At 70.6% G+C, this 13,472-nt stretch carries 14 protein-coding genes; 9 read left to right on the forward strand and 5 right to left on the reverse strand.

Annotation, left to right across the window (positions count from 1 at the left end):
- Positions 1 to 120: 120 nt before the first annotated feature.
- Together eda and edd are read right to left on the reverse strand one after the other, a co-directional pair.
- A complete protein-coding gene (eda, locus tag C2L59_RS22730; protein ID WP_103351531.1) occupies positions 121 to 726 on the reverse strand; it encodes a bifunctional 4-hydroxy-2-oxoglutarate aldolase/2-dehydro-3-deoxy-phosphogluconate aldolase in 606 nt (201 codons plus the stop codon).
- On the reverse strand, positions 723 to 2,606 hold the full coding sequence (edd, locus tag C2L59_RS22735) for a phosphogluconate dehydratase (protein ID WP_199199203.1): 1,884 nt from the start codon (positions 2,604 to 2,606) through the stop codon (positions 723 to 725). Before edd ends, eda begins: the two co-directional genes overlap by 4 nt.
- A gap of 236 nt (positions 2,607 to 2,842) precedes the next feature.
- Between edd and C2L59_RS22740 the strand changes: the two genes are divergently transcribed.
- The 6 genes from C2L59_RS22740 (at position 2,843) to C2L59_RS22765 (ending at position 8,767) form a co-directional block, all read left to right on the forward strand.
- The gene (locus C2L59_RS22740) at positions 2,843 to 3,130 is read left to right on the forward strand and encodes a hypothetical protein (RefSeq protein WP_043783673.1); all 288 of its coding nucleotides are present in this window, start codon (positions 2,843 to 2,845) and stop codon (positions 3,128 to 3,130) included.
- On the forward strand, positions 3,127 to 3,951 hold the full coding sequence (locus C2L59_RS22745; RefSeq protein ID WP_103351532.1) for a hypothetical protein: 825 nt from the start codon (positions 3,127 to 3,129) through the stop codon (positions 3,949 to 3,951). The genes C2L59_RS22740 and C2L59_RS22745 overlap by 4 nt, the downstream gene beginning before the upstream one ends.
- Before the next feature lie 65 nt (positions 3,952 to 4,016).
- Positions 4,017 to 5,933, forward strand: a complete 1,917-nt coding sequence (locus C2L59_RS22750; RefSeq protein WP_103351533.1) for a fumarate reductase/succinate dehydrogenase flavoprotein subunit — start codon at positions 4,017 to 4,019, stop codon at positions 5,931 to 5,933.
- The gene (locus C2L59_RS22755; protein WP_103351534.1) at positions 5,930 to 6,682 is read left to right on the forward strand and encodes a succinate dehydrogenase/fumarate reductase iron-sulfur subunit; all 753 of its coding nucleotides are present in this window, start codon (positions 5,930 to 5,932) and stop codon (positions 6,680 to 6,682) included. The genes C2L59_RS22750 and C2L59_RS22755 overlap by 4 nt, the downstream gene beginning before the upstream one ends.
- A 733-nt stretch (positions 6,683 to 7,415) precedes the next feature.
- Positions 7,416 to 7,655, forward strand: a complete 240-nt coding sequence (locus C2L59_RS22760) for a hypothetical protein (protein WP_199199204.1) — start codon at positions 7,416 to 7,418, stop codon at positions 7,653 to 7,655.
- Positions 7,652 to 8,767 (forward strand): amidohydrolase family protein, encoded by a 1,116-nt coding sequence (locus tag C2L59_RS22765; RefSeq protein WP_158263100.1) that lies wholly within the window; start codon positions 7,652 to 7,654, stop codon positions 8,765 to 8,767. The genes C2L59_RS22760 and C2L59_RS22765 overlap by 4 nt, the downstream gene beginning before the upstream one ends.
- Here C2L59_RS22765 and C2L59_RS22770 read toward each other — a convergent pair.
- Positions 8,751 to 8,930 (reverse strand): DUF397 domain-containing protein, encoded by a 180-nt coding sequence (locus C2L59_RS22770; protein ID WP_103351536.1) that lies wholly within the window; start codon positions 8,928 to 8,930, stop codon positions 8,751 to 8,753. The genes C2L59_RS22765 and C2L59_RS22770 overlap by 17 nt on opposite strands.
- Positions 8,931 to 8,936: 6 nt before the next feature.
- Positions 8,937 to 9,788 carry a helix-turn-helix transcriptional regulator gene (locus C2L59_RS22775; RefSeq protein WP_103351537.1) on the reverse strand — a complete coding sequence of 284 codons (852 nt, stop codon included), beginning with the start codon at positions 9,786 to 9,788 and terminating at the stop codon, positions 8,937 to 8,939.
- 170 nt (positions 9,789 to 9,958) lie between these two features.
- Between C2L59_RS22775 and C2L59_RS22780 the strand changes: the two genes are divergently transcribed.
- From C2L59_RS22780 to C2L59_RS22790, 3 genes are read left to right on the forward strand one after another with little or no spacing between them, the layout of a single operon-like run.
- Positions 9,959 to 11,005, forward strand: coding sequence for a DUF4037 domain-containing protein (locus tag C2L59_RS22780; RefSeq protein ID WP_103351538.1), 1,047 nt, complete (start codon positions 9,959 to 9,961; stop codon positions 11,003 to 11,005).
- On the forward strand, positions 10,998 to 11,666 hold the full coding sequence (locus tag C2L59_RS22785) for a YoaK family protein (RefSeq protein WP_103351539.1): 669 nt from the start codon (positions 10,998 to 11,000) through the stop codon (positions 11,664 to 11,666). The genes C2L59_RS22780 and C2L59_RS22785 overlap by 8 nt, the downstream gene beginning before the upstream one ends.
- Positions 11,663 to 12,181 carry a GNAT family N-acetyltransferase gene (locus C2L59_RS22790; protein ID WP_103351540.1) on the forward strand — a complete coding sequence of 173 codons (519 nt, stop codon included), beginning with the start codon at positions 11,663 to 11,665 and terminating at the stop codon, positions 12,179 to 12,181. The genes C2L59_RS22785 and C2L59_RS22790 overlap by 4 nt, the downstream gene beginning before the upstream one ends.
- Before the next feature lie 41 nt (positions 12,182 to 12,222).
- Here C2L59_RS22790 and C2L59_RS22795 read toward each other — a convergent pair whose 3' ends face one another.
- Complete coding sequence (locus C2L59_RS22795; RefSeq protein WP_103351541.1) at positions 12,223 to 12,960, reverse strand: SDR family NAD(P)-dependent oxidoreductase; 738 nt, start codon at positions 12,958 to 12,960, stop codon at positions 12,223 to 12,225.
- Between the last annotated feature and the right edge of the window lie 512 nt (positions 12,961 to 13,472).

Below are 13,472 nucleotides of genomic sequence, written 5' to 3' on the forward strand. Positions count from 1 at the left end.
GTTCCCATGACGGGCGCCACACCCGCTCGGAGCACCGTTCCAGCGCGCTGGAACGGTGCTCCCGGGATGCGGACGCCGTTTCCGCCGTTCGGGTGCGAGAATGACGCCGCGTGATCTCCGCTACAGCGCCGCGGCTTCGGCGGCCAGCTTCTCGATCGCGGCGGGGTCGAGCGAGGCCGTCAGCCACGAGCCGCCGATGCAGCCGACGTTCGGCAGCGCCAGGTACGACGGCGCCGACGCCACGGTGATCCCGCCGGTGGGGCAGAAGCGCAGCGAAGGCAACGGACCCGCGATCGACTTCAGGTACGCGACGCCGCCGGACGCCTCCGCCGGGAAGAACTTCAGCGCCGTGAGGCCGCGCTCGGCCAGCCGCATCGCCTCCGACACCGTGCTCGCGCCGGGCAGGAACGGCAGCCCGGTCTCGAAGCACGCGTCGACGACGGCGTCGGTGCAGCCCGGCGTCACGAGGAACTTCGCCCCCGCGTCGGCCGCCTGCTTCGCGTGGTCCGGCGCCGTGACGGTGCCGGCGCCGATGACGATGTCCGGCACCTCCGTGGCGACGCGCTCGATCGCCGACAACGCCGCCGGGGTGCGCAGGGTCAGCTCGATGACCCCGATCCCGCCGGCGAGCAGGGCCCGGGCCGTGGGCACCGCGTCCGCGGCGTCTTCGATCACCACGACGGGCATCACGGGGGACAGCTCGAGCAGGTCCTGACCGGTGGTCACTGACCGACCTCCTGGGTTTCCAGAGTGGGCATTCCGAAGTGCTCCGGAGTCAAACCGCCGAACACCGAAGCGCCCTGGTCGGCGGGGCCGACCGCCCGGCGCAACGCGGCGAACAGCTCTCGGCCGGTGCCGGTCCAGGATGCTTCGGACGGCGGCGCGTCCACAAGTTCACGCCGGGCGAGTTCTTCGTCACCGACCAGCACGTCGAGCGAACCCGTGGAAGCGTCGAGGCGGATGACGTCGCCGTCGGCGATGCGCGCGATCGGGCCGCCCGCCGCGGCTTCCGGCGTCACCTGGATGGCGGCCGGGATCTTGCCCGACGCGCCCGACATCCGGCCGTCGGTGAGCAACGCCACGGCGTACCCCCGGTCCATCAGCACACCGAGGGCGGGCGTCAGGCCGTGCAGCTCCGGCATGCCGTTGGCCTGCGGACCCTGCTGCCGGAGCACGACCACGACGTCGCGGTCCAGCTCGCCGGCCTCGAACGCGGCCGTGAAGCCCTCCTGCGTGGTGAACACCCGCGCCGGCGCCTGGACGACCCGGTGCTCGGGCGCCACCGCGGACACCTTGACCACCGCGCGGCCGAGGTTGCCCGCGACCATCCGCAGCCCGCCGTCCGCGGCGAAGGGCCGCCACGCCGGGCGCAGAACGTCCTCGTCGAGGCTGCGGGTGGGGACGTCCCGCCAGACCAGCTCGCCGTCGGACAGGATCGGCTCGGCCCGGTAGCGGTGCAGCCCGAACCCGGCCACCGTGTGGACGTCTTCGTGCAGCAGCCCGGCGTCGAGCAGGGTGCCGACGAGGAACTGGATGCCGCCGGCGGCGTGGAAGTGGTTGATGTCGGCGCTGCCGTTCGGGTAGACCCGCGCCAGCAGCGGCACGACGGCCGAGAGGTCGGAGAAGTCGTCCCAGGTCAGCTGGATGCCGGCGGCCGCGGCGATGGCGACCAGGTGCATCGTGTGGTTGGTCGACCCGCCGGTGGCCAGCAGCGCGACGACGCCGTTGACGAACGCCTTCTCGTCGAGGATTCGCGACACCGGCGTGTACTCCTCGCCGCGCGAAATCGCCACGACCCGGCGTCCGGCCTCTTCGGTCAGCGCCTGACGCAGGGCCGAACCCGGCTGCACGAAGCTGGCGCCCGGCAGGTGCAGGCCCATCACCTCGACGACCATCTGGTTCGAGTTGGCCGTGCCGTAGAAGGTGCAGGTGCCGGCCGAGTGGTACGACGCCGCTTCGGCGTCGAGGAGGTCTTCGCGGGTCGCGAGGCCCTCGGCGTAGAGCTGCCGGACGCGCGCCTTCTCCTTGTTCGGCAGCCCGGAGTTCATCGGGCCGGCCGGCACCAGGATCGCCGGCAGGTGCCCGAACGACAGCGCGCCGATCAGCAGGCCGGGCACGATCTTGTCGCAAACGCCCAGCAGCAGCGACGCGTCGAACATGTCGTGCGAGAGGGCGATCGCCGTCGACATCGCGATGACCTCGCGGCTGAACAGCGACAGCTCCATCCCCGCGCGGCCCTGCGTGATGCCGTCGCACATGGCGGGCACGCCGCCGGCGAACTGGGCGACGCCGCCCGCGGAACGCACCGACTTCTTCAGCCAGGCCGGGTACTCCTGCATCGGCTGGTGCGCCGAAAGCAGGTCGTTGTAGGACGACACGATCGCGACGCCGGGAGCGCGCGCGGCCCGCAGCGCTTCCTTGTCGACGCCGTCCATCGCGGCGAAACCGTGGGCGAGGTTGCTGCAGGCGAGGCCGCGGCGGACCGGGCCTTCGGCGTACGCGGCGGCCGTGCGGCCGAGGTGGGCGGTGCGGGTCGCGGCACTGCGCGCGGCGATGCGGGCGGTGACTTCGGCGATGACGGGGTGCAACGATGGGGTCGGGCTCATGTCCGGCTCCGGATCACTGGTGTGTGGTGGTCCGCGGGACGGCAGCGCTGACGCCTCTGGGTCGTGACCCTGGCCACACTACCTCGGGAAAACGCCGAATCAAAATCGATTCAGAAGATCGATTCGCGTGACCCCGATCACCTCTGGAACCGTTAGTGTGCTAGTTGTCACACTGCACGACGCGTGGCACAGCCGTCCCCCGGTTCCCTGCCAGCCCCACCACCACGGGAGGCATGATGTCCACCTCCGAGATCGCCGAGCTGCGGCGAACCATCGGCCAGCTCCGGCAGTGCGTCGGCGCACTGCGCTCTCGCTACGGCGACGCGTCGGCGGTGCGCCGGCTCGCCAACGACGTCGAGCGGCTCGACATCGACATCGCGGACCTCGACGGCGTGCCCCTCGCGGTGCCCGCGCAGGCGAAGGCCGCGGAGCGCGTCCCCGTCCCCGACACCCCCTACGACCCGGCGCTGTGGCACGGCGCCGATGACGAAGGCGTCGGCGGCTACAAGCGCGACCAGCGGTGAGCGCACCCGCTGACAACGGCGTCGGCACCGGCGTCCGGGCCCCCAGGCGGGCCCGGATCGCCGAGCGCACCCTCCGCACGGACCGGTGGTGGCTCCAGCCGCTGCTGACCGTGCTCGGACTGTCGGCGTTCATCATCTACGCGACGGTCCGGTCGTTCGTGCGCACCGCGTACTGGGTGCCCGACTACCACTACCTGACCCCGTTCTATTCGCCCTGCCTGTCCACCTCCTGCGTCGAAGGCTCGAGCCACTTCGGCCACTGGTTCGGCGACCTGCCCGGGTTCATCCCGCTCGGGTTCGTCGTGCTGCCGTTCCTGCTCGGGTTCCGGCTGACCTGCTACTACTACCGCAAGGCGTACTACCGGTCGGTGTGGTTCTCCCCGCCCGCCTGCGCCGTCGCGGAACCGCACGCCAAGTACACCGGCGAGACGCGTCTGCCGCTGATCATCCAGAACGTCCACCGCTACTTCTTCTACGTGGCGCTGATCGTCTCGCTGGTCAACACCTACGACGCGATCACGGCGTTCCACGGGAAGACCGGCGGCTTCGGCTTCGGGCTGGGCAACGTCATCCTGCTCGCCAACGTGATCCTGCTCTGGGCCTACACGCTGTCCTGCCACTCCTGCCGGCACGTGACCGGCGGCCGGCTGAAGCACTTCTCCAAGCACCCGGTGCGCTACTGGATCTGGACGCAGGTCACGAAGCTCAACACCCGCCACATGACGCTGGCCTGGACGACGCTCGGCACGCTGGTGCTGACCGACTTCTACGTCATGCTCGTCGCCAGCGGCGCGATCGCGGACCTGCGGTTCGTGAACTAGCTCTTCCCGCTCCCGACAGTGCTTCCCAACAACAGACGTCCCCAGTTCCGAGGTGGAATTTCTTCATGACCGAGGTCGAACGGCACAGCTACGACGTGGTGGTGATCGGTGCCGGTGGCGCCGGTCTGCGCGCCGTGATCGAAGCCCGCGAACGCGGCTTCCGCGTCGCGGTCGTGTGCAAGTCCCTGTTCGGCAAGGCGCACACGGTGATGGCCGAGGGCGGGTGCGCCGCCTCGATGGGCAACGCGAACTCGAACGACAACTGGCAGGTCCACTTCCGCGACACCATGCGCGGCGGGAAGTTCCTCAACAACTGGCGGATGGCCGAGCTGCACGCCAAGGAGGCGCCGGACCGCGTCTGGGAGCTCGAAACCTACGGCGCGCTGTTCGACCGCACCGCCGACGGCCGGATCAGCCAGCGCAACTTCGGCGGGCACACGTACCCGCGGCTCGCGCACGTCGGTGACCGCACCGGCCTCGAGCTGATCCGCACGATGCAGCAGAAGATCGTCTCGCTGCAGCAGGAGGACTTCGCCGAGACCGGAGACTACGAGGCGAAGATCAAGGTCTTCGCCGAGTGCACGGTCACCGAGCTGCTCACCACCGACGGCAAGATCGCCGGCGCGTTCGGCTACTGGCGCGAGAGCGGGCGGTTCATCCTCTTCGAGGCGCCCGCGGTCGTGCTGGCCACCGGCGGCATCGGCAAGTCGTTCAAGGTGACGTCGAACTCGTGGGAGTACACCGGTGACGGCCACGCGCTGGCCCTGCGGGCGGGCGCGAAGCTGATCAACATGGAGTTCGTCCAGTTCCACCCGACCGGGATGGTCTGGCCGCCGAGCGTCAAGGGCATCCTCGTCACCGAGGGCGTCCGCGGTGACGGCGGCGTGCTGAAGAACTCCGACGGCAAGCGGTTCATGTTCGAGTACGTGCCCGACGTGTTCAAGGGGCAGTACGCGGAAAGCGAAGACGAAGCCGACCGCTGGTACGCCGACGCGGACAACAACCGGCGCACGCCGGACCTGCTGCCCCGCGACGAGGTGGCCCGCGCGATCAACTCCGAGGTCAAGGAGGGCCGCGGATCCCCGCACGGCGGCGTCTTCCTCGACATCGCCAGCCGGCTGCCGGCCGAGGAGATCCGCAAGCGGCTGCCGTCGATGTACCACCAGTTCAAGGAGCTGGCGGACGTCGACATCACCGCCGAGCCGATGGAGGTCGGCCCGACCTGCCACTACGTCATGGGCGGCATCGAGGTCGACCCGGACACGGCGGCGGCGAGCGTGCCCGGCCTGTTCGCGGCCGGCGAGTGCTCGGGCGGCATGCACGGGTCCAACCGGCTCGGCGGCAACTCGCTGTCCGACCTGCTGGTGTTCGGCCGGCGGGCGGGTCTGGGCGCGGCCGAGTACGTGTCCGGCCTCGACGGCAGGCCCGCGGTGAGCGAGTCCGATGTGGACGCCGCGGCGAAGATGGCGCTGGCGCCGTTCGATCCGCCGTCCGGTGCCTCGGCCGAGAACCCGTACACGCTGCACACCGAGCTGCAGCAGTCGATGAACGACCTGGTCGGCATCATCCGCAAGGCGGGCGAGATCGAGCAGGCGCTGGTGAAGCTGGGCGAGCTGCGGGAGCGGATCCTGCGCGTCACGGTCGAGGGGCACCGGCAGTTCAACCCCGGCTGGCACCTGGCGATCGACCTGCGCAACATGCTGATGGTCAGCGAGTGCGTCGCGAAGGCGGCGCTGATGCGGACCGAAAGCCGTGGCGGGCACACGCGGGACGACTTCCCGGGCCTGGACGCCGAGTGGCGCCACAAGCTCCTGGTGTGCGCGGCCTCCGCCGGCGACAACCCGGTCGTCCCGGACATCGGCGTCACGGTCGAGGAGCAGGTGCCGCTGCGGCAGGACCTGCTGGAGCTGTTCGAGTTCGGCGAACTCGGGAAGTACTACACCGATGCGGAGCTCGAGACGCACCCCGGGAGCAAAGCATGAGCTATAAGGCGAGTTTCCGCGTCTGGCGCGGCGACGCCGACGGTGGCGCGCTGCAGGACTTCACGGTGGAAGTGAACGAGGGCGAGGTCGTCCTCGACATCATCCACCGCCTGCAGGCGACGCAGGCCGCGGACCTCGCCGTCCGCTGGAACTGCAAGGCGGGCAAGTGCGGCTCGTGCTCGGCGGAGATCAACGGCCGCCCGCGCCTGCTGTGCATGACGCGGATGTCGACGTTCACCGAGGACGAGGTGATCACGGTGACGCCGATGCGGACGTTCCCGGTGATCCGCGACCTGGTCACCGACGTGTCGTTCAACTACACGAAGGCGCGTGAGATCCCGTCGTTCACCCCGCCGGCGGACCTCAAGCCGGGCGAGTACCGGATGCAGCAGGTCGACGTCGAGCGCTCGCAGGAGTTCCGCAAGTGCATCGAGTGCTTCCTGTGCCAGAACACCTGCCACGTGGTGCGCGACCACGAGGAGAACAAGGAAGCCTTCGCGGGGCCGCGGTACCTGATGCGCATCGCGGAGCTGGAGATGCACCCCCTGGACGTGGCGGACCGCCGTGACGCGGCCCAGGACGAGCACGGGCTCGGGTACTGCAACATCACGAAGTGCTGTTCCGAGGTTTGCCCGGAGGGCATCCACATCACGGACAACGCGCTGATCCCGATGAAGGAGCGCGTGGCGGACCGGAAGTACGATCCGATCGTCTGGTTGGGGAACAAGCTGTTCCGCCGGGACAAGTAGGGCTTTCTTCCTGACGCTCGCGAACCGGCCCCGAGCCGGTTCGCGAGCGTTTTTTGTGATGCCTCGGGCGGCTGGCCGGCGGGGAAGTCGTAGGTCGCCGGACCGTGACCGGATGCCGTCACCAGGATGCCCTTGGACGCACCGTCGTTCTGCATCGTCCCGGAAAGGTCGCGGATCGAACGCGACGCAGTCGACGTCGCCATCCCGCGCCGGGCGGGTCTTCAAGGATTAAGCGATCCGGTATTGCCGGAGAACTTCTCCGGGTAGTCGGAATTGGCGAGGACTGGCGTGAAGTACTCGAGAACTTCCTCAGCTTCACAATTGGCGAAGGCGGCCGTCAGGGCGGCACGTCCGCGTTGTGTGCTGCGACTTCGCGTTCGCGTTCCGCACATTGTTCGTCGTAGACTGGGTTGGCTTGCTCAGATGCCTCGCCGCGCGCGTGCTCGGCCTGCTGGTGTACGTGCTGCAGCTGGCCACCCGCGCTTGCTGGAGTTCGAGGTGGGCTTGCTTCTGCTGCTTGCTGGCGTCGGCCCGCGCTCGGGCGTCGGCCTTCGCATGCTGTTCTGCCAATCGCGAAGCCACGTCTTCCCGCTCCACCCGTTGTGCGGCCCGCTGGGCTTGCGCTTGCTGGCGTGCCGCCGCCCGCTGCTTTTCCCCGCCGGCGTTCCGTTACGGGCGTGGGGCGAGGCGCAGCCGGTTTCGGGCTTCGTGCGGTGCACGGCAGGATGGCGGTATGGGAATCGAACTGCAGCCGCCGTCGGCTGACCGGGGCGTCGTCGAACGGGTTGCGGCGTTGGTCAACCACGTCTACGCCGAAGCCGAGAAGGGGCTCTGGCGGGGGAGCGCCGACCGGACGTCCGCCGGGGAGGTGGCCGGGTTCGTCGCCGCCGGGCAGATCGGTGTCGCTTTCGTGGACGGTGCTCTCGCCGGGGCCGTGTGCAAGTTCTTCAGCTACCGCAAGGACTTTCGGTGAGGGTGCTCGCCGGGGCGCGGGTGCTGGATCCCGACACCGGGGACACCACGCGTGCAGACGTTCGGCTCGACGGGGAGCGGATCGCCGAGGTGGGCCTGGGGTTGGCGGGCGAGCGGGTCGACTGCTCGGGCGGGCTGCTGATTCCCGGGCTCATCGACTGCCACGTGCACGTGGCCTTCCCACGGCCCGAGCCGTTGCCGCGCAGCGCGCGCATCCTCGAAGCCGTGCCGGTGCTGCGGGGACTGCTGGCGCGCGGGATCACGACCGTCCGGGACGCCTGGGGCGCCGATGCCGGGTTCAAGCACGCCCTGCGCGAGGGGTGGATCGCCGGGCCCGATCTGCTCGTCAGCCTGCGTCAGCTGAGCCCGACCGGCGGGCTCGGCGACAGCTGGGAGCCGCCCGCGGGTGGCGTCGACCACTACGGCGACCCGTCGCTGCCGGACCCGCTGTTCGACGGACCGGACGCGGCGCGCGCGGCGGTCCGTCGCATGGTGCGGGCGGGCGCCGACTGGGTCAAGGTCGGCGCGAGCGGGGCGATGCGGGCCGTGCGCTCGGGTGCGGACGTGCGCCCGACCGACGACGAGCTCGCCGCGCTGGTCGACGAAGCCCGCCGCTGCGGCCGGGACGTCCTGGCCCACGCGCACACGTCGGAAGCCGTCGTCTCGGCCGCCGGCGCCGGGGCCCGCAGCATCGAGCACGGCACCTTCCTCGACGACTCCGCTGTCGCCGCCCTGGCCGGCGCTTGGTACGTGCCGACGCTCTCGCCGATCAGCGACAGCGAGTTCGCCGGGACGCATCGCCGTTCGCTGCGTCTCGCGGCCGAAGCGGGCGTCCGCATCGCCGCGGGGTCGGACCTCGCCCCGCGTCCCCATGTCGACTTGACGACCGAACTGCGGCTGCTGGCCGAGGTGCTCGGCGAAGCGGCCGCCTTGAAGGCGGCCACCTCCGAGGCGGCCCGGCTGCTCCGGCTCGACGACGACCGCGGCCGCATCGAGCCGGGGTTGCGCGCCGACCTGGTGCTGCTGGACGGCACGGACCTGGACGTGACCGATCTGCCCGGGCGGACCCGGGCGGTCTGGCACGACGGGAAAGCCGTCAGCGCACGGAGCTGAGCAGCGCGCTCCACGCAGGGTGGGGGACCGTCAAGTGCCCGGCCGTCGGCGCCTTCGAGTCGCGGACCGCCGTTTCCTTCGAGGTCAGGGCCACTTCCACGCAGGTCTGGTGCTCCTGGCCTTCGCTGTGGCTGCTCTTGAACCACATCCGCTCTCGGGCCATCCTCGATCACTCCCTCAGGCGTTCGTACTCGTCCGCGAACCGGACGAGCCACTCGCGCGATTCTCCCTCGGAGAGGGCCACTTGTTCCAGGCGTGTGAGGAGAAGGTAGAACGCTTCCACCGCGATGCGCTCGTCCACGAACAACCCGGCGGTGAAGGTCTCCTCGTAGACCACCGGTGAGTGTTCGGGGAATTCCATCACCGTGAAGGTCGTGCTCAGCACGCGGAACGTGGGGTCGGACTCCGGCACCACCCGGATGACGCAGTGCGGCAGGTTCGTGGTCAGCACGAGGTTCTGCAGCTGTTCGTGCATGAGCGCCGGATCGCCCACGACCGAGCGGAGAGCGCGCTCGTGCACGAAGAAGGTGGAGATCGGCGGATGGGGGCGCTGCAGGAGCTGCTGCCGGTCCACGCGGGCTCGCGTGAGCACGCCGAGCCGGTCGGTGGTGTAGCGCCCGGTGAGCTCGAAACAGGTGCGGACGTACTCCTCCGTCTGCAGCATCCCGGGGATGGCGGCCGGGCTGTAGTGCATGATCGATCGGGCCAGGTTTTCCTGGATGATCAGCGATTTCATCGGGTCGACGAGCTTGGCGAAGTAGGGCCGCACCCAGTACAGGTCACCGGGCGGCGTGGCCAGCTCGAGGAGCCGCGCGCGTTCGGCGGCCCTGGTCCCGCAGTGGGCGAGGTAGATCGCGGCGTCGATCGGGGAGATCCGGCGGCCGTTCTCCCAGGCCGACACCTTCGACGCCGACCAGTCCGCGCGGCGGGCCAGCTCGCGCAGGGTCATCCGCTTCAGCTCGCGCTGGCTCTTGAGTTCGTAGGCCATTTCCCGGGTGCGTACCGTGCTCTTTTCGGTCATGGCAGGGACGGTAGAGGGGACCTCCGACAAAACGGCGTGCGCCGCGCGCGGATTCACCGCAAGGAGGTCGGTGTTTCGCCTGTGTGACAACGAAAAGCGGTCGCGAAGCGCTGCGAAGCAGCTTCGCAAATAGAAGCGCGCTTCGCGCCTTCGCGCGACACAATGTGCCCATGGAATTCACTCCCGGAATCGAACTGTCCCGGCGGTTCCACGCCGAAGCGGTCCGCCCGATCCTGCGCCGCGAGCTCCCGCGGCTCCGCTACACCGCCGCGCTCATCGGCTACGGCTCCGAGGTGCTGGGCTTCGACTCGCCCCGCTCCACCGACCACAACTGGGGACCGCGGCTGCTGCTGTTCGCCGACGACGGCGGCGGCGCGGCGATCCCCGCCCTCCTCGCCGACCACCTGCCCCGCACGTTCCTCGGCTACCCGACGCACTTCGTCACCGACGACACGGGCACCCGGCACCTCGCGCCGGCGACCGGCCGGATCGACCACGGCGTCGTCGTGGCCGGGCTCGACGACTGGGTCCGCGGAACGCTCGGGTTCGGCGCGCGGCGCCCGGCCCGGGCCGACTGGCTGGCCACGCCCACCCAGATCTTCGCCGAGTTCACCGGCGGCGCCGTCTTCCACGACGACCTCGGGCTCGAAAGCCTGCGGGAGAACCTCGCCTGGTACCCCGAAGACGTCTGGCGGTACGTCCTGGCGTGCCAGTGGCAGCGGATCGGCCAGGAGGAAGCCTTCGTCGGCCGGTGCGGCGAGGCCGGCGACGAACTGGGGTCGGCGGTCGTCGCCGCGCGGCTCGTCCGGGACCTGATGCGGCTGTGCCTGCTCATGGCGCGCCGGTACCCGCCGTACAGCAAGTGGCTCGGCAGCGCCTTCGCGCGGCTGCCCGCGGCCGCGCGGCTGAGCCCGCACCTCACCGCCGCGCTGGCCGCGACGACGTGGCACGAGCGTGAGCGGCACCTGGTCCCCGCGTACGAGTACCTCGCCGGGCTGCACAACGACCTCGGCCTCACCGATCCCGTCGACCCGCGGACCAGCGGCTACCACGACCGGCCGTTCCAGGTGATCCACGCCGGCCGCTTCGTGACGGCCCTGCTCGCGGGCGCGCAGCCGCCCGCCCTGACCGGGGCGATCGACCAGTTCGTGGACAACACGGACGCGCTCGGCGACCGCACGTTCACGCGCGGGGTGGTTGACTGCCCGCATGGCTGAACCGAAACCGCGGGACCTGGCCGCCCTGCTGCTGACGCTGACCGTCGTCACCGGGGTGGTCGACGCCGTCAGCTTCCTCGGGCTCGGCCGGGTGTTCGTGGCCAACATGACCGGCAACGTCGTGTTCCTCGGGTTCGCGGCGGCGGGGGAGACGACGCTGTCGGTGCTGGCCTCGCTGACCGCGGTCCTCGCGTTCCTGGCCGGCGCGCTCGCCGGTGGCCGGCTGGCCCGTCGCGGGGACGACCACGACACGCTGCGGCGGGCGACCGCGGTGCAGGCCGCGCTGATCGCGGTGGCCGTGGTGCTGTCGGCGACGCTCGGCGCGGGTACGAGGCTGGGCGCCGAGCTGCTGATCGTCGCCCTCGGGCTGGCAATGGGGCTGCAGAACGCGGCCGTCCGCCGGATCGGGGCGCCGGACCTGACGACGACGGTGCTGACGATGACGCTGACCGGCTTCGCGGCGGATTCGAAGGCGGCGGGTGGACCGGGCTCGCACCCGCTGCGGAAGGTCGCCGCGGTGGGGGCGATGCTCGCCGGCGCCTTCGCCGGCGGACTGCTTCAGCTGCACGTGGCGATGTGGGTCGCGCTCGGCCTGGCGTTGGTGCTGGTCGTGGGGGTGCTGGCGGTGCTGCAGCCGGCGCGGCGGAGGGCCGTGCGGTGACGGACTGGGTGTGGCTGGAACTGGACGTAGACGCCTTTGACGACCGTGAGTTCGAGCCGTACCTGCGCCGCTCCGGCGTCGAGTTCGTTTCGCTGGCCGAGCTGGGCGACACCGCGGAGCACCGGCGGTCGCTGTACGAGCTGAACCGGGCTTGCGCCGCGGACATTCCCGGCCGCGGGCCGTTCTACTCCTACGCCGACTACGTCGCCCAGCGGATCGAGGTGCCGTCCTTCACCCCGGACGGCGTGTTCTTCGCACTGCGCGGTGGCGACTGGATCGGTATGTCCGCGACGTCGCTGCGCGCCGGGTACGCCTTCAGCGAGATGACCGGAGTGCTTGCGGCTCATCGCGGGCAGGGGCTTTCGCTGGCGCTCAAGCTCTTGGCTGTTCGCTTCGCCCGGGACGCCGGTCATCGCCGGTTGATCGCCTGCCACCACGCGGCGAACACCCCGGCGATCATGATGAACCGCCGGCTCGGGTTCGTGGACCGCGACCGTCCGCCGGATCAGTGGTGATATCCGGATGGTTGGGCCGTAAGGGCCGAGCCGTTTCACCATCAACCGAGCGCACGTCCGCCGTCCACCAGCAGGCGCTGGCCCGTCACGAAGCCCGCCTCCTCCGACGCGAAGAAGCTCACCGCCGCCGCCACGTCCTCCGGGGCTCCCAGGTGACCGGCCGGGACCGAGGCGCGGTACTCCTCCAGCGTCTTCGCCGGGATCTCCGCGTGGCGCTCCACCGGGATGAAGCCCGGCGCCACCGTGTTGACCGTGATGCCGTCCGGGGCCAGCTCGCGGGCCCATGCGCGGGCCAGGCCGATCTGGGCGCTCTTGGCCGTCGCGTACGCCGAGCGGCCCGGGGGCGGGCGGTCCGCCACCTCCGAGTCGACGTGCACGATGCGGCCGTGGCCGCGGGCGCGCATGCCCGGGAGGACCGCGTGTCCGAGCAGGACCGGGGACCGCACGAAGAAGTCGAGCTGGGCCAGGTGATCCGGCCAGTCCACGCCGGCCAGCGGGGCTTCCGGCTGCGGACCGGTCGCGTTCAGGACCAGCACCGCGATCGGGCCGAGCAACGCCGTGACCGCGTCGACCAGGTCGCCGACCTGGCGCCGGTCCGTCACGTCCGCCGCGAACGCCGCCGCACGGGCGCCCTCGGCGAGGATGGCTTCGGCCGCCGTCTTCAGGTCGGCGTCGTCGTGGCGGCCGTTGACCGCCACCGCGAACCCGTCGCGGGCCAGCCGGCGCGCGATCACCCGGCCCAGGCCGCGGGAACTGCCGGTCACCAGTGCGACACCCATGCGCCCGACGCTAGGGGACACCCCGGGACACGACAAGGCCCCCGGGACATGTCCCGGGGGCCTCGGACGGGTGACTCAGACCGACGTTGCCGGCGCATGCCGACTCCGCTCCATCGGATGAACCCGGCCGGCTCCTCCGCGAGGCATGATGATGCTTGCGTCTTGATCAACACGGTGGATCGGAGAGGACCGAGGCGAGACTCTGTACTCGCCATCGCCTTGCTGGCGAGCGGAACGATGTCAGTTGTGCCGGCGGAAGCGTCGGCGACCAAAGCCGCTCAGGCTGCGGTGGCGGTACCGGCTTCGATCCCGCCGGACTGCAAGGTGTGGTCGGACCTCCGATGGGGCGTCGGCTATTGGCAGTGCGCGGCGAGAGCGCACCGGGTCGCCGTCTACTGCGATTTCGCGAAGTTCCCGATCATGGGGCCGTGGATGAACAAGAACGAGATTTCCCAGGTTCCGTGCTCCATCGCCGGAGAGCCCGACCCGGGTCAGCGTCGGCTTCCCGGACT

The organism is Amycolatopsis sp. CA-128772 (assembly GCF_002904295.1).
Lineage (GTDB): Bacteria > Actinomycetota > Actinomycetes > Mycobacteriales > Pseudonocardiaceae > Amycolatopsis.

Bases quoted from the DNA above. Each gene is read 5' to 3' on its own strand.
- edd (WP_199199203.1), bottom strand. From the start codon at position 2,606: ATGAGCCCGACCCCATCGTTGCACCCCGTCATCGCCGAAGTCACCGCC.
- C2L59_RS22740 (WP_043783673.1), top strand. From the start codon at position 2,843: ATGTCCACCTCCGAGATCGCCGAGCTGCGGCGAACCATCGGCCAGCTC.
- C2L59_RS22750 (WP_103351533.1), top strand. From the start codon at position 4,017: ATGACCGAGGTCGAACGGCACAGCTACGACGTGGTGGTGATCGGTGCC.
- C2L59_RS22755 (WP_103351534.1), top strand. From the start codon at position 5,930: ATGAGCTATAAGGCGAGTTTCCGCGTCTGGCGCGGCGACGCCGACGGT.
- C2L59_RS22760 (WP_199199204.1), top strand. From the start codon at position 7,416: ATGGGAATCGAACTGCAGCCGCCGTCGGCTGACCGGGGCGTCGTCGAA.
- C2L59_RS22770 (WP_103351536.1), bottom strand. From the start codon at position 8,930: ATGGCCCGAGAGCGGATGTGGTTCAAGAGCAGCCACAGCGAAGGCCAG.
- C2L59_RS22775 (WP_103351537.1), bottom strand. From the start codon at position 9,788: ATGACCGAAAAGAGCACGGTACGCACCCGGGAAATGGCCTACGAACTC.
- C2L59_RS22780 (WP_103351538.1), top strand. From the start codon at position 9,959: ATGGAATTCACTCCCGGAATCGAACTGTCCCGGCGGTTCCACGCCGAA.
- C2L59_RS22785 (WP_103351539.1), top strand. From the start codon at position 10,998: ATGGCTGAACCGAAACCGCGGGACCTGGCCGCCCTGCTGCTGACGCTG.
- C2L59_RS22795 (WP_103351541.1), bottom strand. From the start codon at position 12,960: ATGGGTGTCGCACTGGTGACCGGCAGTTCCCGCGGCCTGGGCCGGGTG.